General features: G+C 69.3%; 15 protein-coding genes, 1 pseudogene and 2 riboswitches. Of the genes and pseudogenes, 10 read left to right on the plus strand and 6 right to left on the minus strand.

The window, feature by feature from the left end:
- A pseudogene (locus B2515_RS11440) lies at nt 1-177 on the plus strand (N-carbamoylputrescine amidase); the annotation flags it as partial.
- A gap of 13 nt (nt 178-190) precedes the next feature.
- Here the strand turns inward: B2515_RS11440 and rnhA are convergent.
- The 3 genes from rnhA to ispH all read right to left on the minus strand — a co-directional run bounded on the left by rnhA (nt 191) and on the right by ispH (nt 2,795).
- Nucleotides 191-643 carry a ribonuclease HI gene (gene rnhA, locus B2515_RS11445; RefSeq protein ID WP_293876395.1) on the minus strand — a complete coding sequence of 151 codons (453 nt, stop codon included), beginning with the start codon at nt 641-643 and terminating at the stop codon, nt 191-193.
- The gene (gene thrB / locus B2515_RS11450) at nt 640-1,593 is read right to left on the minus strand and encodes a homoserine kinase (protein ID WP_293876397.1); all 954 of its coding nucleotides are present in this window, start codon (nt 1,591-1,593) and stop codon (nt 640-642) included. Before thrB ends, rnhA begins: the two co-directional genes overlap by 4 nt.
- Nucleotides 1,594-1,823: 230 nt before the next feature.
- Nucleotides 1,824-2,795, minus strand: a complete 972-nt coding sequence (gene ispH / locus B2515_RS11455) for a 4-hydroxy-3-methylbut-2-enyl diphosphate reductase (protein ID WP_293876399.1) — start codon at nt 2,793-2,795, stop codon at nt 1,824-1,826.
- A 170-nt stretch (nt 2,796-2,965) separates the two neighbouring features.
- Here ispH and B2515_RS11460 point away from each other — a divergent pair, with 170 nt between their 5' ends.
- The 6 genes from B2515_RS11460 (at nt 2,966) to B2515_RS11485 (ending at nt 9,761) form a co-directional block, all read left to right on the plus strand.
- The gene (locus B2515_RS11460; RefSeq protein ID WP_293876401.1) at nt 2,966-3,601 is read left to right on the plus strand and encodes a hypothetical protein; all 636 of its coding nucleotides are present in this window, start codon (nt 2,966-2,968) and stop codon (nt 3,599-3,601) included.
- Nucleotides 3,602-3,919: 318 nt separating this feature from the next.
- Nucleotides 3,920-4,012, plus strand: a riboswitch (glycine riboswitch).
- Nucleotides 4,013-4,119: riboswitch (glycine riboswitch) on the plus strand.
- Nucleotides 4,120-4,178: 59 nt separating this feature from the next.
- Nucleotides 4,179-5,381 (plus strand): glycine cleavage system aminomethyltransferase GcvT, encoded by a 1,203-nt coding sequence (gcvT, locus tag B2515_RS11465; protein ID WP_293876403.1) that lies wholly within the window; start codon nt 4,179-4,181, stop codon nt 5,379-5,381.
- Between the two features lie 21 nt (nt 5,382-5,402).
- Entirely contained in the window at nt 5,403-5,774 is a 372-nt protein-coding gene (gcvH, locus tag B2515_RS11470) for a glycine cleavage system protein GcvH (protein WP_293876405.1), read from the plus strand.
- 122 nt (nt 5,775-5,896) lie between these two features.
- Nucleotides 5,897-7,255: an aminomethyl-transferring glycine dehydrogenase subunit GcvPA gene (gcvPA, locus tag B2515_RS11475; protein WP_293876407.1), complete on the plus strand. Its 1,359-nt coding sequence runs from the start codon at nt 5,897-5,899 to the stop codon at nt 7,253-7,255.
- Nucleotides 7,252-8,829 carry an aminomethyl-transferring glycine dehydrogenase subunit GcvPB gene (gcvPB, locus tag B2515_RS11480; protein WP_293876409.1) on the plus strand — a complete coding sequence of 526 codons (1,578 nt, stop codon included), beginning with the start codon at nt 7,252-7,254 and terminating at the stop codon, nt 8,827-8,829. Before gcvPA ends, gcvPB begins: the two co-directional genes overlap by 4 nt.
- Before the next feature lie 383 nt (nt 8,830-9,212).
- A complete protein-coding gene (locus tag B2515_RS11485) occupies nt 9,213-9,761 on the plus strand; it encodes a CcdC protein domain-containing protein (protein ID WP_293876411.1) in 549 nt (182 codons plus the stop codon).
- Here the strand turns inward: B2515_RS11485 and B2515_RS11490 are convergent.
- Nucleotides 9,725-10,624 (minus strand): DMT family transporter, encoded by a 900-nt coding sequence (locus tag B2515_RS11490; RefSeq protein ID WP_293876413.1) that lies wholly within the window; start codon nt 10,622-10,624, stop codon nt 9,725-9,727. The genes B2515_RS11485 and B2515_RS11490 overlap by 37 nt on opposite strands.
- Nucleotides 10,625-10,892: 268 nt before the next feature.
- Here B2515_RS11490 and proS point away from each other — a divergent pair, with 268 nt between their 5' ends.
- The gene (gene proS, locus B2515_RS11495; RefSeq protein WP_293876415.1) at nt 10,893-12,422 is read left to right on the plus strand and encodes a proline--tRNA ligase; all 1,530 of its coding nucleotides are present in this window, start codon (nt 10,893-10,895) and stop codon (nt 12,420-12,422) included.
- Between the two features lie 125 nt (nt 12,423-12,547).
- On the opposite strand, the gene B2515_RS11500 is transcribed toward proS, so the two are convergent.
- A complete protein-coding gene (locus tag B2515_RS11500; RefSeq protein ID WP_293876417.1) occupies nt 12,548-13,468 on the minus strand; it encodes a rhodanese-related sulfurtransferase in 921 nt (306 codons plus the stop codon).
- Between the two features lie 78 nt (nt 13,469-13,546).
- Between B2515_RS11500 and B2515_RS11505 the strand changes: the two genes are divergently transcribed.
- Nucleotides 13,547-15,772, plus strand: coding sequence for a ribonuclease R family protein (locus tag B2515_RS11505; RefSeq protein WP_293876419.1), 2,226 nt, complete (start codon nt 13,547-13,549; stop codon nt 15,770-15,772).
- A 10-nt stretch (nt 15,773-15,782) separates the two neighbouring features.
- On the plus strand, nt 15,783-16,109 hold the full coding sequence (locus tag B2515_RS11510) for a hypothetical protein (RefSeq protein WP_293876421.1): 327 nt from the start codon (nt 15,783-15,785) through the stop codon (nt 16,107-16,109).
- A gap of 80 nt (nt 16,110-16,189) precedes the next feature.
- Here the strand turns inward: B2515_RS11510 and B2515_RS11515 are convergent, their stop codons facing one another.
- A complete protein-coding gene (locus B2515_RS11515) occupies nt 16,190-17,338 on the minus strand; it encodes a saccharopine dehydrogenase family protein (RefSeq protein WP_293876423.1) in 1,149 nt (382 codons plus the stop codon).
- Between the last annotated feature and the right edge of the window lie 37 nt (nt 17,339-17,375).

Below are 17,375 nucleotides of genomic sequence, written 5' to 3' on the forward strand. Positions count from 1 at the left end.
GGCCACAGCTTCATCAGCGACGAATGGGGCGACCTGATCGCTGATGGCGATGCCAAGGATTTTGGTGCGCTGGTGGCGACGCTGGACCTGGCGCAGGCGCGTACCCATCGCGCCGGCATGGGCTTCTTCCGCGATCGGCGGCCGGAGCTGTATGGGCGGATCGCGCAGGATATCTGACGCGAGGCAGGCGTCAGCGGCGGAAGCTCTCCGCCGCGGCGCAGGCGAGCTGGTCGGCGCGCTCATTTTCCGGGTGACCGGCATGGCCCTTGACCCATTGCCAGGTCACTTGATGCCGCGCGGTGGCCTGAACCAATAGCTGCCAGACTTCGGCATTCTTCACCGGCTTGCGATCAGCGGTCTTCCAGCCATTTTTCTGCCAGCCGAAAATCCATTTGGTGATGCCGTCCATCACATATTTGCTGTCGGTATAGAGCGTCACGCGGCAGGGTTTGCTCAACGCATTGAGCGCCTCGACCGCGGCCATCATCTCCATCCGGTTATTGGTGGTCTGCGCCTCGCCGCCCGATATTTCCTTTTCCTTCGCGCCAAAGCGCAGCATCGCGCCCCAGCCGCCCGGGCCGGGATTGCCCTTGCACGCGCCGTCGGTCGAAATCTCCACCAGCTGCGGGGCGGGGTCGGTCATGCGAAAACCTCCGGATGCGCGTCGTACCAGTCGAGCCGGCGCAGATAGGCGAGCGGGTCCTTGCGCGTCACCAGCGCGTCGGCGGGGGTGTTGAGCCAGTCCCAGGCGCGGGTCAGCAGGAAGCGGATGCAGGCCCCCTTCGCCAGCACCGGCAGCGCGGCGCGTTCCGCATCGGACAGGCCGAACGCCCGCATATAGCCGGCGAGCAGGGCAGGGCCGACGCCGTCGAGCGGCGCGCCCAGCGGATCGAACGCCCAGGACGTGTGCATCACCGCGACGTCATAGGCACGGATGTCGCGGCAGGCGAAATAGAAATCGATGAGTCCGGTCACCTTCGCGCCGAGCATCAGCACGTTGTCCGGAAACAGGTCGGCGTGGATGACGCTGGCGGGCAAGGCGTGCGGCCAGTTCGCCTCGACCGTGGCGAGCGCGCCGTCGATACGCACGAACAGGCCGGGGGCGATCCGGTCGAGGTCGCTGCCGCAGCGGTCGAGCAACGGCCGCCAGTCGGCGATGCCGAGGCTGTTGGGCCGATCCCCGGCGAAGTCGGCGAGCGCGGCATGCAGATCGCCGAGCGCGGCGCCGGCGGTGGCGGCCTGTGCGGGCGTCGGCTGGGTCAGCGACACGCCGTTGAGGAAGCGGATCAGACAGGCCGGGCGGCCCTCCAGCTGCTGGATCGCGACGCCGTCGCGGTCCTTGATCGCGGGTGGCACCGGCAGGCCGCGCGTGGCACAATGGTCGAGCAGGGCGAGGAAGAAGGGCAGGTCGCCGGCGTCGACGCGCTTTTCGTACAGCGTCAGGATGAAGCGGCTGGTGGTGGTGTCGACGAGGTAGTTGCTGTTCTCGACCCCTTCCGCGATGCCCTTGGCGGAGACGAGGTCGCCGACATCGTCATAGCGGCGCAGGAAGGCGGTCAGCGCTTCTGCGGACACCTGTGTGTAGACGGCCATGCTGTCCTCTTCCCCGGTTGCTGATTTTTCATGTGTTCTCGCGAAGACGCGAAGACGCGAAGAAGGTTGGTTCGCGCGGAGGCGCGGAGGGCGCGGAGATGTCGGGTCCGGCGCGGAGCGCCTTTCGAGCCAACGTCCCGGAGGATGATCGAAGATGCTGCGCGGCTATCTTCCCGGCGTCCTCTGCGCCTCTGCGCGTGTCCTCTTCTCTTCGCGTGACAATCAGTCCTTCAAGCCGCCGCCTCCAGCCCGCGGGGCAGTTTGAAGGCGATCGTCTCGCGCGTCGTTTCCTCCTCGCGCTCGGTCACTGCGAAGCGCGTGGCGAGCTGGTCGACGAGTTCGCGGACCAGCAGTTCGGGGGCGGAGGCGCCCGCGGTGATCCCCAGCGTGCCGACGCCGTCGAGGAACGACCAGTCGAGATCGGCGGCGCGCTGGATCAGCCGCGCGGGGATGCCCTCGCGCTCGGCGACCTCGACCAGCCGCACCGAGTTGGACGAATTGGGCGCGCCGATCACCAGCATCGCATCGCACGCCGCCGCGATCGCCTTCACCGCCGCCTGACGGTTGGAGGTGGCGTAGCAGATGTCCTCGCCGCGCGGCGGCTGCATGTTGGGGAAGCGGCGTTGCAGCACCGCGACCACCGCGGCGGTGTCGTCGACCGACAGCGTCGTCTGCGTCAGGAAGGCGAGATTGTCGGGATCAGGCGGCGTGAACCGCTCCGCATCCTCGGCCGTCTCGATCAGCGACATCGCGCCCTCGGGCACCTGGCCGAAGGTGCCGACGACCTCCGGATGGCCGGCGTGGCCGATGAAGACGATATGGCGGCCCGCCGCGACGAGGCGTTCGGCCTGGCGATGGACCTTGGACACCAGCGGGCAGGTCGCGTCGAGATAGTCGAGCCCGCGATTCTGCGCATCGGCCGGCACCGATTTCGGGACGCCATGCGCGGAAAAGACGACCGGCGCGCCGTCGGGCACCTGATCGAGTTCCTCGACGAAGATTGCGCCCTGCGCCTTCAACGTGTCGACGACGAACTTGTTGTGGACGATCTCATGCCGGACATAGACGGGCGCGCCATGCTTTTCGATTGCGAGTTCGACGATGCGGATCGCGCGATCGACGCCGGCGCAAAAGCCGCGGGGCGCTGCGATCAGCAGCTCGAGGACCGGCTTCGCGCCGTCCACCTGGGAAAGAGAGGCCATGATGCAGCGCTCCTACGCGATTGGACCGGCGCGCGGAAGTCCGCGATTGGGCAAGCGCGCGGGAGCACGCGATTGCTTGCACCCGCGACAGCCGGTTCCTATGCTGCGCGCCGCACCGTCGGGGCCGTCCGGCGCCGCATCCCGCCCGTTCGACAAAGGTACGCGTCCCCGTGAAAACTCCGCTTCTCGGCCTCACCGCCCTCGGCCTGATCCTCTCCGGGTGCGCCGGCAAGGGCGAGATCGTGGAAGGCGGCATCACCGCCGTGCGCTCGGCCTGCCCGACGGTCGGCGTCGCCGCCGGCACCGGCGACATCACGCTGTTCGATCCCGTCACCAGCCGCGATGCGAGCGCGATCGACGTGGTGGCGAACATGACCAACGTCCGCGGCACCTGCAACGACGCGGGCGACCAGATCGCGACCACGGTGACGTTCGACGTCGCCGCGCGCCGCACCCGCGCCGACGGTCCGCGCGATATCGTGCTGCCTTATTATATCGCGATCGTCCGCGGCGGCAGCGCGGTGACGGCGAAGCGCAAGGGGCAGATCGCGATCCACTTCGACGCCGGACAGGCGCGTGCGCAGGCGAGCGGCACCGCCTCGACGCAGATTGCGCGGTCGGCGGCGACGCTGCCCGACGAGGTGCGCGAGCAGCTGACCCGCAAGCGCAAGGCGGGCGACGAGGATGCCGCGACCGATCCGCTGTCGCGGCCCGAGGTGCGGTCCGCCGTCCTGCGGGCGAGCTTCGAGGCGCTGGTCGGGTTCCAGCTGACCGACGAGCAGCTGAAGTATAACGCGCAGCGGTAGTTTCGTGGCGTAAGCCTCGGCGTCGTTCGTCGTCCCCGCGCCGGCGGGGATCCAGACACGCCAGCGGTTCGGCCCAAGCGGGGGCGGAGGTTATGGATCCCCGCCTGCGCGGGGATGACGGCGGTTATGGGTGGGTGTCCGGCGGGCTGGGGCCGTGCGGACGTACCGCTCGGTCCGCGTTCGGCGGCGTCCGTATCGCGAGTGCGCGACCCATCCCCGCCCCCTCGCTCCCAGGGAGGGGCGGATCGGCGTCTTTCCTGATTGACTAAGCCATGCTGCGCCGCCACAGATCGCCGGGTCGATGCCGGGCAACCGGCATGGGCGCGCGCGGGAGAGAGCCTCTTCACAAGGGGGCCGCCGAAGGAGCAACCACCCCGGAATCTCTCAGGCACCACGGACCGCGCGCCGCCTCATCGACACTCTGGAAAGCGTTCCTTTGAGGAGCCACCGAAGGGGTAAGCCCGGCGTTTCGCGACATCGGGTCAAAGCTCTCAGGTCACCGTGACAGAGGGGGTATGACGGATCGGATGCGGCCCCGGCTGCGCCTTGATCGCGTGCCTTTTTTTGGAGACGGTTGATGAGCGATACGCTGCCAGACACCCTGCCCGACCCGCTCGACGACCTGAACGAAGGCGACGAGCCTGCCATCCTCCAGCTGCCGCTCGACGCCTGGCACCGCGCCCGCGGTGGTCGGATGGTGCCGTTCGCCGGCTATGAGATGCCCGTCCAGTATGAGGGCATCATGGCCGAGCATTTGTGGGTGCGCGAGTCGGCGGGCCTGTTCGACGTCAGCCATATGGGACAGGTCGGCTTCACCGGCGACGGCGTGGATGCGGCCGGCGTCGCCAAGGCGCTCGAGGTGGTGCTGCCGGGCGATATCGCCGGGCTCGGCGCGACCAAGATCCGCTATTCGCTGCTGCTCAACGACGAGGGCGGCATCCTCGACGACCTGATGGCGACGCGGCTGCCCGAGGAGGGCGCGCATCCCTTTGGCGAGGCGAGCCATTACGTCGTCGTCAACGGCGCGACCAAATATGACGATCTGTCCTATCTGCTCGACGTGCTGCCCGACGATATCACGATGAACCTGATGGAGGATCAGGCACTGCTAGCAGTGCAGGGGCCGAAGGCGGTCGCCGCGGTCGCGCGGCTGGTCCCCGGTGTCGAAACCCTCGTATTCATGACCGCGGGCGCGTTCGACTGGAACGGCCATGCGCTGTGGATCAGCCGCTCGGGCTATACCGGCGAAGACGGTGTCGAAATTTCGATCCCGGCCGAGGCCGCCGCCGATTTTGCCGACGCGATCTGTGCCGAGCCGGAAGTGAAGCCGATCGGCCTCGGTGCGCGCGACTCGCTGCGGCTCGAGGCGGGGTTGCCGCTGTACGGCCACGACCTCGATCCCGAGACGACGCCGGTGATGGCCGACCTCGGCTTCGCGCTGTCGAAGCGCCGCCGCGAGGCCGCCGACTTCGCCGGTGCGGCGCGCATCCTTGCCGAGCGCGCCGACGGCGCGGCGGTGAAGCGCGTCGGCCTGTCGGTCGCCGGGCGCCAGCCGGTGCGCGAGGGCGCGAGCGTCGTCGATGCGGACGGCGCAGTGATCGGCCGCGTCACCAGCGGCGGCTTCGCCCCCAGCGTCGGCGCACCGATCGCGATGGCCTATATCCCGACCGCGCTCGCCACCGCCGGCACGGCCGTGCAGCTGGTCCAGCGCGGCAAGATCCACGCGGCGACGGTGGTGGCGATGCCGTTCGTTCCCCACCGCTACGTCCGGCAGCTTTGAACATCCTGGGAGGCAAGTGAGATGAGCCGTTACTTTACCGAAGATCACGAATGGGTCGACGTGGATGGCGACATCGGCACCGTCGGCATCTCCGAATACGCGCAGGGCCAGCTCGGCGACATCGTGTTCGTCGACGTGCCGGAAGACGGCAAGCAGCTGAACAAGGGCGACGAGGCCGCGGTGGTCGAATCAGTCAAGGCGGCGTCGGACGTCTATTCGCCGGTGTCGGGCAACGTGATCGAGGGTAATGCGGCGCTGGTCGACGATCCGTCGCTGGTCAATTCGGATGCCGAGGGCGAGGGCTGGTTCTTCAAGATCACGCTCAGCGACCCGTCGGAACTCGAATCGCTGATGGACGAAACCGCCTACGCGGCGTTCGCCTCGAAGCTGTAAGTCTTTGCCCCTCCCCTTCGGGGGAGGGGTCGGGGTGGGGCCTGTCCGCAGGCGCTGGTCTCGGTGAGATCTTCCCCACCCCTTGCGCCTCCCCTGAAGGGGAGGGGTCTAGGGAGTAATTGATGCGCTACCTGCCGCTTACCCAGCCCGACCGTGATGCGATGCTGTCGGTCATCGGTGCCGCCAGCATCGACGACCTGTTCGTCGACGTGCCCGAATCCGCCCGCCTCGACGGCCCCGTCCACGGCCTGCCGAACCATGCGTCCGAGCTGGCGGTGGAGCGGCACATGACCGCACTCGCGCGCCAGAATACGGTTGCTGGCGAAGTGCCGTTCTTCCTCGGGGCGGGGGCGTATCGGCATCACGTGCCGGCCAGCGTCGATCACCTGATCCAGCGTGGCGAGTTCCTGACCGCCTATACCCCGTACCAGCCGGAAATCGCGCAGGGTACGCTGCAGATGCTGTTCGAATTCCAGACGCAGGTCGCGCGCCTGCTCGGCACCGACGTCGCCAATGCGTCGATGTACGACGGCTCGACCGCCTGCTGGGAGGCGATCGGCATGGCGCGGCGGATCACGCGGCGTGGCAAGGCGATCCTGTCGTCGGGGCTGCACCCGCATTACGTCAGCGTCGCGAAGACGATGGCGAAATACACCGGCGACGCGCTCGAAACGTCGCTGCCGACGCTGGGCGCGGAGACCGATATCGACGCGCTGATCGCCGCGATCGACGGCGACACGTCGTGCGTCGTCGTGCAATATCCCGACATCCTCGGCCGCATCGCCGACCTGACGCCGCTCGCCGACGCCTGCCACGCCAACAAGGCGCTGCTGATCGCGGTGGTGACCGAGCCGGTCGCGCTGGGCGCGATCCGGTCGCCGGGCGAGATGGACGCGGACATCGTCGTCGGCGAGGGCCAGTCGCTCGGCGTCGGCCTCCAGTTCGGCGGCCCCTATGTCGGCCTGTTCGGCTGCAAGGACAAATATGTCCGCCAGATGCCGGGCCGGCTGTGCGGCGAGACGGTCGACGCCGATGGCAAGCGCGGCTTCGTCCTGACGCTGTCGACGCGCGAGCAGCATATCCGCCGCGAAAAGGCGACGTCGAACATCTGCACCAACTCCGGCCTGTGTGCGCTCGCCTTCTCGATCCACATGACCTTGCTGGGCGAGAAGGGCCTGCGCCAGCTCGCGGCGATCAACCATGTCGGCGCGGCGGCGGCGGCGGCGCGGCTGGCGAAGGTGCCGGGCGTCGAACTGGTGACGGACACGTTCTTCAACGAATTCACGCTGAAGCTGCCGGTCGAGGCGCGCCCCGTCGTGCGGACGCTGGCGGATCGCGGCATTCTGGCGGGCGTGTCGCTGGGGCGGCTCTATCCGGACCAGGCGGCGCTGGCGAACGGGCTGATCGTCGCGGTCACCGAAACCACCACCGCGGAGGACGTCGAAACGCTTGCCGCGGCGCTCGAGGAGGTACTGGCATGAGCATCAACCAGAGCGGCTGGCGCCCCGAGATGACCGCCGGTACCGGCACGGCCGCCCCGACCTTCACCGGCAACCGGGCGCTGATGCTGGAAGAGGCGCTGATCTTCGAGATCGGCTCGACCGAGACGACCGGCGTGGACTTCGCCGATCGCGGCGAGATCGGGGCGGACAACCGGCTGGGCGGCCTGTTCCGCGAGAGCGCGATCGGCCTGCCGGGCCTCGCCGAGCCGGAGGCGGTGCGCCACTACACCCGCCTCAGCCGTCAGAATTACGCGATCGACCTCGGCCTGTTTCCGCTCGGCAGCTGCACGATGAAGCACAATCCGCGGCTGAACGAGAAGATGGCGCGGCTGCCTGGTTTCGCCGACGTCCACCCGCTCCAGCCGGTCGATACCGTGCAGGGCGCGTTGGCGGTCATCAACGAACTGGCGGTGTGGCTCATCAAGTTGACCGGCATGCACGGCGTCGCGATGAGCCCGAAGGCGGGCGCGCATGGCGAATTGTGCGGCATCCTGTGCATCAAGGCGGCGCTGGAGAAGCGCGGCGAGGGGCATCGCAAGGTCGTGCTGGTGCCCGAATCGGCGCATGGCACCAACCCCGCCACCGCCGCCTTCGCCGGCTTCAAGGTCGAGGATATTCCCGCGACCGCGGAAGGGCGCGTCGACACCGCGGCGCTGAAGGCGCGGCTGGGGCCGGACGTCGCGGCGGTGATGATTACCAACCCCAACACCTGCGGCCTGTTCGAGCGCGATCTCAAGGAGATTTCGGACGCGGTGCATGCGGCGGGCGGCTACGTCTATTGCGACGGCGCCAATTTCAACGCGATCGTCGGGCGGGTGCGCCCGGGCGACCTCGGTGTCGATGCGATGCACATCAACCTGCACAAGACCTTCTCCACCCCGCATGGAGGCGGCGGACCCGGGTCGGGGCCGGTGGTGCTGTCGGAGGCGCTGTCGCCGTTCGGCCCGCTGCCGTTCACGGCGCGGATGGCGGACGGCCATATCCAGCTGATCGAGGAAGAGACGGCCGGCGACGACCATCCCGACACGTTCGGGCGGATGGTCGCCTTCCATGGCCAGATGGGGATGTTCACGCGCGCGCTGACCTATATCCTCAGCCACGGTGCCGACGGCCTGCGCCAGGTCGCCGAGGATGCGGTGCTCAACGCCAATTACGTGCTGCGCTCGCTGGAGGGCACGCTCGACGCGCCGTTCGCGGGGGCGGGGCCGTGCATGCACGAGGCGATCTTCTCGGACGCCAACCTCGCCGAGGGCTTCTCGACGCTGGACGTCGCCAAGGGGCTGATCGACGAGGGCTTCCACCCGATGACGGTCTATTTCCCGCTCGTCGTCCATGGCGCGATGCTGGTCGAGCCGACCGAAACCGAATCGAAGGCGGCGCTGGACCAGTTCATCGGCGCGCTGCGCTCGGTGGCGGAGCGGGCGAAGGCGGGCGATGCGTCGCTGAAATCGGCACCGCATTTCGCGCCGCGCAGCCGGCTCGACGAGACGCTCGCCGCGCGCAAGCCGGTGCTGGTGTGGAAGGACGCGCCGCTCGCCGCCGCGGCGGAATAGGCAACCTTCGGGTCATCTTCGCCGTCACCCCGGACTGGTTCCGGGGTGACGCCGGTCCGCAGGCCTTACGCATGAACCTCTGGCCGCACCCTTCGCCGCAAAGGGGGGGGGGCGGAACCCGTCGCGATCATCCCGTTTTCGGGAAGTACGCCTCCCCGGCGGAGGCCGGGGTCCAGTTGGGAAAGTCATGACAAGGGAGCGCGGCATCCGGGCGGCGGTGTTCCGCAACTGGACCCCGGCCTCCGCCGGGGAGGTACTTGCCGGAAAGCTATAGCCACCGAACCAGTCCGGATGACGGGTCGGCCGGGCAGGGGCTGCGGTCCCTCTTTCCCCCCGCACGCTGCCGCGTTACCCTCAAGCCCGGCGGGTAAGGGGGACGGCATATGCAGGTACAGCAGGCGGGCGGGTGGATCAGCTATGCGATCCCGCTGGTCGTCATCGCCATGGTGATGGCGATCCGGTGGAAGCGGATGAGCCGCGTGCGGCCGCTCAAGCTCGAACGGCTGTGGATCCTGCCGACGCTCTACGCGGTGGTGATCGGTGTCACCTTTTCGCGCTTTCCGCCGCAGCGCTGGGGGTGGCTGTTCTGCCTGATCGCGCTGGTGCTGGGCGCGGGGCTGGGGTGGCAGCGCGGCAAGATGATGCGGATCACGCTCGATCCCGACACGCATCGGCTCGGGCAGACGTCGTCGCCCGCGGCGTTGCTGTTCATCCTGCTGCTGATCGCGGTGCGCAGCGGCGCGAAGGGGGCGATCAGCTACGCCGGGCCGGCGGGACTCGATCCGATGGCGCTGACCGATATCCTGATGGCGCTCACGCTCGGACTGTTCACCGCGCAGCGGCTGGAGATGTATCTGCGCGGGCGGCGGATGCTGGCAGCGCCCAGAGCGGGGGCTCAGGCGACCTCGGCGACCGCCGCCAGCGTTTCCTGACGCCGGCGGACGGCCTCGCGCCAGACGATCACCAGACCGCTGGCGATGATGACCGGCGCGCCGATCCAGGTCGCGGCGGCGGGCAGCGTGTCGAACAGCAGCCAGCCGAGCAGCGCCGCCCATAACAGGCTGGAATAATCCATCGGCACGACGACCGAGACGGGGCCGAGGCGCAGCGAATTGGTCATCGCGATCTGCGCGCAGCCGCCGAGCGTGCCGACCGCCGCCAGCGCCGCCCAGCCGATCGGCCCGTGCGCCTGCGCGGCGGGCGCGTAGAGGACCGACAGCGGCACCAGCGACAGGACGGAGAACCAGAAGACCGTGGTCAGCGCCGCCTCGGTCTTTCCGATCTGGCGCAGCAGGATCGTGACGCAGGCGGTGCCGAACGCGCCCGCCAGCGCGAAGCCCGCGCCGCGCAGCGGGAAATGGTCGCCGCCGGGCTGCGCGACGATCAGCACGCCCGCGAAGCCCACCACCACTGCGGCCCAGCGCCACGCACCGGTCGGTTCGCGCAGCACGGCGGCGCCGAGGATGGTCGCGAAGATCGGCACGGTGAAGCCGATCGTCGTCGCCTCGGCGAGCGGCAGCGCGACGATGCCGTTGAAGGTCATCGCCATCGCCGACAGGCCGACCACGGCGCGGACGATATGCGCGGGCAGCCGCCGCGTCGCGACGGAGGGCAGGCCCGGCCCGGCGAGGATCACCGCGGAGACGAGCAGCGCCGCGCCGAACTGGCGGAAGAACAGGATCTCGACGACGCTCGCGCCCGCCTGTCCGGCGAGCTTGATCGCGGCGTTCATCAGCGCGAAGAACACCACCGACAGCAGGCGCAGGCCGATCGCGGGCAGGATACGGTCGTTCACGCTGCGCCCTCCAGTGATCGCATGACCTGCGACATGTCCAAAATCCTTCGTCACCCCGGACTCGTTCCGGGGGCCACCGGTGGGCGGGCGTATCGCGTCGGCTCGATGCCGTTCGCCTAGCCGCGGAGTGGACCCCGGAACAAGTCCGGGGTGACGGACGGGATGGGACGCCGCGGTGCACGCCGGTCGGCCATGTCGGGTTCTCCCCCGCCCGTGGGGCGGACGTGCGGGGGTGACGGATATGACCGTCGCGGATAAAGCGGCGGCCATGAAGCATGCTCTCCCCGTCACGCGCGACGCCGATTTCGCCGCCTGGTATCAGTCCGTCATCGCGGAGGCCGACCTCGCCGAGGAATCGGGCGTGCGCGGCTGCATGGTCATCCGGCCGTGGGGCTATGGCATCTGGGAGCGGATCCAGCGCCTGCTCGACGACCGGATCAAGGCGACCGGCCACGAGAATTGCTATTTCCCGCTGTTCATCCCGCTCTCCTATTTCGAGAAGGAAGCGGAGCATGTCGAGGGCTTCGCCAAGGAGATGGCGGTCGTCACGCATCACCGGCTGGTGAGCGACGGCAAGGGCGGGCTGATGCCCGATCCGGCCGCGAAGCTGGAGGAGCCGCTGGTCGTGCGGCCGACGTCGGAGACGGTGATCGGCACCGCCTTCGCGCGCTGGGTGCAGTCGTGGCGCGACCTGCCGGTGCTCATCAACCAATGGGCCAATGTCGTGCGCTGGGAAATGCGCACCCGCATGTTCCTGCGCACCAGCGAATTCCTGTGGCAGGAGGGGCATACCGCCCACGCCACCGCCGACGAGGCGCGCGACGAGACGCTGAAGATGCTCGAGGTGTACCGGTCGTTCGCCGAGGATTGCCTCGCGCTGCCGGTGGTCGCGGGCGAGAAGCCGGAGAACGAGCGCTTCCCCGGCGCGGTCGCGACCTACAGCATCGAAGCGATGATGCAGGACGGCAAGGCGCTGCAGGCGGGCACGAGCCACTTCCTCGGCACCAACTTCGCCAAAGCGCAGAACATCAAATTCCAGAATGCCGGCGGCGAGTTCGAACTGGCGAACACGACGAGCTGGGGCGTCAGCACGCGCATGGTCGGCGGCGTCATCATGGTCCATGGCGACGACGACGGCCTGCGCGTGCCGCCGCGGATCGCGCCGTGGCAGATCGTGATCGTGCCGATGCTGCGCGACACGCCCGAAGATGAGGCGCTGATCGCCTACGCAAAGGACATCCAGTCGAACCTCGCCGGCCTGTCGGCGCTGGGCGAGCCGGTGCGCGCGCTGCTCGACCTCAAGCCCGCCAAGGCGGCGACCAAGCGCTGGGGCTGGGTGAAGAAGGGCGCGCCGATCGTCGTCGAGATCGGCGGCCGCGACATGGCGGGCGGCAACGTTTCGGTGATCCGTCGCGACCGGCTGTATCGCGAAGACGGCAAGCTCGATTCGCAGGTCATGCCGCGCGGCAATTTCGAAGCGGACGCGCCCGCGCTGCTTGCCGCGATCCAGAGCGCGCTGCACGAACAGGCGCGTGAGCGGCTGCAGGCGAACATCGTGCCGGCGGCGGACTGGGCCGCGGTCGAGGCGCATTTCGCCGAGGGCGCAAAAAATCCCGGCTGGGTCGAGGTGCACTGGGCGAAGCCGACCGGCGCGGCGCTGGATGCGGTGGTCGAGCGGCTGAAGGCGCTCAAGCTGACGATCCGCAACGCGCCGAGCGATGCGGGTGCGGCGGAGGGTGCGTGCGTGTTCACCGGTGCGCCTGCCGTCGAGCGCGTGCTGCTGGCGCGGGCGTATTGATCTTCGGGCCATCGCGCCACGGCCCTCACCCTTCCGCGCCTTCGGCGCTCCCTCCCTCTCCCATTGGGAGAGGGAAGAGACGGCGCAGCCGTCGATAGGGTGAGGGTCGGGGCGGGCCGGGTTCGTCAGTCTTCCCCGTAGCGCCGTCCGACATGCGCCTCGCCGCGTGCTTCGGCGAGCAGCGCCTGCCGATGCCGTTCCGCGTAGCGGGCGCGGTCGGCGTCGTCCCGCATATCATGGCAGCGCGGGCAGCTGACGCCCTCCTCGTAGAGCGGCGATCCGCGGTCCGCCTCGGAGACGGGCATGCGACACGCGCGGCACAGGCCGTGCGTGCCGGGGGCGAGGCCGTGGCCCACCGCAACGCGCTCGTCGAAGACGAAGCATTCGCCGGTCCAGCTGCTGTCCGCGGCCGGCACCTCCTCGAGATATTTGAGGATGCCACCCTTGAGGTGGAAGACGTCGTCGACGCCCTCCGCTTTCAGGAAAGCGGTCGCCTTTTCGCAGCGGATGCCACCGGTGCAGAACATCGCGACGCGGGTGCGGCCGGCGAGCAGGTCGTCGCGATGGTCGCGGAACCAGGCGGGGAATTCGCGGAAGCTGCGCGTGTCGGGGTCGACCGCGCCCGCGAACGTGCCGACCGCGACCTCGTAGTCGTTGCGCGTGTCGATCAGCACCGTCGCGGGGTCGGCGATCAGCGCGTTCCAGTCCGCCGGATCGACATAATGGCCGGCGTCGAGCGGATCGATCGCGGGTTCGCCCATCGTCACGATCTCGCGCTTCACCCGCACCTTGGTCCGGTAAAAGGGCATCTCCGCAGCGCGCGAATCCTTGACGTCGAGCGCGGCGCAGCCGGGCAGCGCGCGGATATGCGCGAGCACCGCGTCGATCCCTTCATCCGGCCCGGCGATCGTGCCGTTGATCCCCTCGTGCGCGAGCAGCAGCGTGCCGCGCACCCCGGCGGCCTCGCAGGCGGCGAGCAGCGGCGGCTTCAGCGCGGCGGGGTCGGCGAAGGGGGTGAAGCGATAGAGCGCACAGACGCGGAACATGCCGCCCTGTAGCCGCTGGCCGGCGCGCACGCAAAGTTCGCACATGACGCGGCCCGCCGCAGTCCCTATCTCCTGTCCGTGCCAAAGAAACCCAGAACCGGCCTGCCGACGCAGGCGCAGATCCTCGACTTCATCGCCAATTCCGATGTCCCCGCCGGCAAGCGGGAGATCGCCAAGGCGTTCGGCCTGACCGCGCAGGAGAAGATCGGGCTGAAAGCGCTGCTCAAGGACATGGCGGACGAGGGGTTGATCGACTCCGCGCCCGGCCGCGCCTTTCACAAGATGGGCGGGCTGCCGAAGGTGACCGTGCTGCGCATCGCCGACGTCGACGATGGCGGCAACGTCTGGGCGGTGCCGGAGCATTGGGAGGCGGAGACGCCGCCGCCGCGGCTGCGGGTGCGCGAACGCAAGCGCGGCGCGCTGGGGATCGGCGAGCGCATCCTCGCGCGCACCGAGGAAGCGGGTGCGGGCTGGATCGCGCATCCGATGAAGGTGCTGGCCAAGGCGTCCGAACAGGTGCTCGGGGTGCTGCGGCGCGACGGCGACCGGTTCTGGCTGACGGGGGTCGAGAAGAAGGACCGGCGCGAATTCCCGGTGTCCGACGTCGGCGATGCGGCGGCAGGCGATCTGGTGATGACCGAGATCACCGGGCGGCCGCCGCGGATATCGGTGCGGGTGGTGCAGCGGCTGGGCGACCCGTTCGCGCCGCGCAGCTTTTCGCTGATTGCGATCCACAAGCTGGGCATCCCCGACGTCTTTTCGGGCGAGTCGCTGGACGAGGCGGAGCGGGTGTCGCGGATGCCGCTGGGCGATGAGCGCGAGGACCTGACCCACCTGCCGATCGTCGCGATCGATCCCGCCGACGCGCGCGACCACGACGATGCGGTCTGGGCGGCGCCCGACGACGATCCGGGTAACGCCGGCGGGTGGCAGGCGGTGGTCGCGATCGCCGACGTCAGCTTCTACGTCCGCCCCGGATCGGAGATCGACCGCGAGGCGCGCCGCCGCGGCAATTCGGTCTATTTCCCCGACCGCGTCGTGCCGATGCTGCCTGAGATCCTGTCCGCGGAGGTATGCTCGCTCAAGGAGGGCGAGGATCGCGCCGCGCTGGTCTGCCATCTGCGTATCGGCAAATCGGGCAAGCTCGACAGCTGGCGCTTCGCCCGCGCGCGGGTGCGGATCGCGGCGAACCTCGCCTATGAGGATGCGCAGGCGGCGATCGACGGCACGCTGTCGCATCCGCTGACCGACACCGTCCTGAAGCCGCTCTGGGCCTGCTGGCGCGCGCTGGCGAAGGCGCGGGACGCGCGCGAGCCGCTCGATCTCGACCTGCCCGAACGGCGCGTGGTGCTCGACGCGGAGGGGCGGATCATGTCGGTCGCCCCGCGCGAGCGGCTCGATGCGCACCGGTTGATCGAGGATTATATGATCGCCGCCAACGTGGCCGCTGCGAAGGCGCTGGAGGCAAAGAAGGCGCCGGTGATGTACCGCGTCCACGAGCCGCCGAGCCGCGAGAAGCTGGTCGCGCTGAAGGATTATCTCGAGACGTTCGACGTGCCCTTCGCACTCGGGCAGGTGATCCGCCCGGCGACGTTCAACCATGTCCTCGCCCGCGTCGGCGACGCCGATTTCCGGCCGCAGGTGATGGAACAGGTGCTGCGCACCCAGACCCAGGCCTATTATGCGCCCGCCAACCAGGGGCATTTCGGGCTCAGCCTCGGTTCGTACGCGCATTTCACCTCGCCGATCCGGCGCTATGCCGACCTCGTCGTCCATCGTTCGCTGGTCGCGGCCTATGCGCTGGGACCGGGCGAGCTGACCCGTGCCGATGCCGAGGCGATGGAGCAGATCGGCACGACGATCAGCGGCCTCGAACGCCGCGCGATGGAGGCGGAGCGCGACACGATCGACCGTTATGTCGCGGCGTTCCTGTCGGAAAAGGTCGGCGAGACGCTGTCGGCGCGGATCACGGGCGTGCAGAATTACGGCTTCTTCGCCACGGTCGAGGGGATCGGCGGGGACGGGCTGATGCCGGTCCGTGACCTCGGCGGCGAATATTTCCGCTTCGACGAGGCGGCGCGCAAGCTGATCGGCGAGCAGACCGGCGAGGAATATGCGCTCGGCCAGCGCATCGACCTGCGGCTGGCGGAGGCGAACCCGGTGTCGGGCGCGCTGCGCTTCGAACTGCCCGGCGGCAAGGGCGCGGCGCCCGGGCCGCGGCATGTCGGATCGGGGCGGAAGGATCGCGTCATCAAACATCGCGGCCGGCCGCAGAACATCCGCCATCAGGGCAAGCGGCGGTGAGGCGGTGGCGATGACCCGGCTGACCCGCGTCGAGCCGCAGGGCAGCGTGCGCGATTCCTATCTGGTGCGCGGATCGATCGCGCCGCGCTTCGTCGCGGCGCATGCGGTGACCGCGGGCGATGCCATCGCCTTCGTGCCGGCGGATGCGCGCGAGGCGAAGGCCCTGGCGGCGATGCTGTCGGACGGGTCGATCCGGGTGGCGGCGCCGGGGCGCTTCTGGTTCGACATGACCGCCTATGAGGCCGCCGCCGCGGCGCGACGGGCGAGGCGCGTGCCGGTGCTGCTGATGGTGGCACTGCTGCTCGCCGCCGTCGCGTTCCTCTTCTACCGGGGCTGAACCGCCGTTTCGGGGCGGGGGGGGCGGCTCCGGCGGCGGAGGCATGCCACCGGTGACGCTCTCCGCCGCGATGCCCGCCGTCACCCCGCGGTGAAGGTCAGCCCGGCCTTGTCCTGGAGCCGGTCGCGCAGCGTCGTGCCGAGCAGCGCGCCGGGGGTCCAGACGCCGCCTGCGCCTTCCGTTTCCAACAGGCAGCGCGCGGTTTCGGCGATCATCTTGCTGGTCGAACCGTAACCGGGATCGCGATCCCCCGTCACCACCGCGTCGAAGCGCGCGCCGTCCGGCATCAGGCCGACGAACAGCAGGTCGTAATGGCCGTTGTCGCGCTCTTCCTGGCTCGGGCCCTCGCCGGGCTTGGGGCCCTTGTCGCCGGCGAAGGGGTTGATGCGGGCGATCGCCTCCGCCGCGGCCTTGCCCATATCGCCGAGCCCGGCGACCATCATCTCGTCATAGACGAAGTCGCTGCCGTAGCGGTGGCCCAGCAGGAAATTGGTGCGGTGGACGTTCTTGGTGTTGATCGCCGCCATGATGAACGGCGCGACCCAGGTGTTCAGCGTCGCATCGAATTCGGGCAGCAGGCCGGTCGGCTGGTGCGGGCCGCTGAACCCCGGCGTCAGCGCGAACGGGCTGGCGAGCAGGCCGAGGAGCGACGGATCGCGCGCCGCGGCGGCCAGCGTCGCCTTCAGACTGGCCGCGGTGCCGCCGGAAAAGCCGCCCTGCATCGCGCGCACCCGGCCCTTCACCCGCGGCGCGGGGTGGCCGTATTTGGCGATCGCGCATTCCTGCAGGGTCAGCACGCCGAGGTCGAACGGGATCGAATCGAAGCCGCAGGAAAAGACGATGCGCGCGCCGCTCGCCTGCGCGGCGGCATGGTGCGCGTCGATCATGTGGCGCATCCACGCAGGCTCGCCGCACAGGTCGACATAGGCGGTGCCGGCGGCGACGCAGGCGGCGACCAGCGGCGCGCCGTACAGTTGATAGGGGCCGACGGTGGTCAGCACGACCCGCGTCGATTGCGCCATTGCGGTCAGGCTGGCGGGATCGTCGGCGTCCGCGACGACCAGCGGCGTGTCGGCGTGCGCGCCGATCAGGTCCCGCACCTCTTCCAGTTTCGCGCGGCTGCGGCCGGCCATCGCCCAGCGGGTGACGCCCTGCCGGACCAGATATTCGGCGACGAGGCGCCCGGTGAAGCCGGTCGCGCCATAGACGATGATGTCATAGTCGCGCATTGCTCTCTCCCTTGCTTTCCGCGCGCGTCATGCGCCT

Source organism: Sphingomonas sp. UBA978, assembly GCF_002292295.1.
Taxonomy (GTDB): domain Bacteria; phylum Pseudomonadota; class Alphaproteobacteria; order Sphingomonadales; family Sphingomonadaceae; genus Sphingomonas.

Bases quoted from the DNA above. Each gene is read 5' to 3' on its own strand.
- rnhA (WP_293876395.1), bottom strand. From the start codon at position 643: ATGACCGACCCCGCCCCGCAGCTGGTGGAGATTTCGACCGACGGCGCG.
- thrB (WP_293876397.1), bottom strand. From the start codon at position 1,593: ATGGCCGTCTACACACAGGTGTCCGCAGAAGCGCTGACCGCCTTCCTG.
- ispH (WP_293876399.1), bottom strand. From the start codon at position 2,795: ATGGCCTCTCTTTCCCAGGTGGACGGCGCGAAGCCGGTCCTCGAGCTG.
- gcvT (WP_293876403.1), top strand. From the start codon at position 4,179: ATGAGCGATACGCTGCCAGACACCCTGCCCGACCCGCTCGACGACCTG.
- gcvH (WP_293876405.1), top strand. From the start codon at position 5,403: ATGAGCCGTTACTTTACCGAAGATCACGAATGGGTCGACGTGGATGGC.
- gcvPA (WP_293876407.1), top strand. From the start codon at position 5,897: ATGCGCTACCTGCCGCTTACCCAGCCCGACCGTGATGCGATGCTGTCG.
- gcvPB (WP_293876409.1), top strand. From the start codon at position 7,252: ATGAGCATCAACCAGAGCGGCTGGCGCCCCGAGATGACCGCCGGTACC.
- B2515_RS11485 (WP_293876411.1), top strand. From the start codon at position 9,213: ATGCAGGTACAGCAGGCGGGCGGGTGGATCAGCTATGCGATCCCGCTG.
- proS (WP_293876415.1), top strand. From the start codon at position 10,893: ATGAAGCATGCTCTCCCCGTCACGCGCGACGCCGATTTCGCCGCCTGG.
- B2515_RS11500 (WP_293876417.1), bottom strand. From the start codon at position 13,468: ATGTTCCGCGTCTGTGCGCTCTATCGCTTCACCCCCTTCGCCGACCCC.
- B2515_RS11510 (WP_293876421.1), top strand. From the start codon at position 15,783: ATGACCCGGCTGACCCGCGTCGAGCCGCAGGGCAGCGTGCGCGATTCC.
- B2515_RS11515 (WP_293876423.1), bottom strand. From the start codon at position 17,338: ATGCGCGACTATGACATCATCGTCTATGGCGCGACCGGCTTCACCGGG.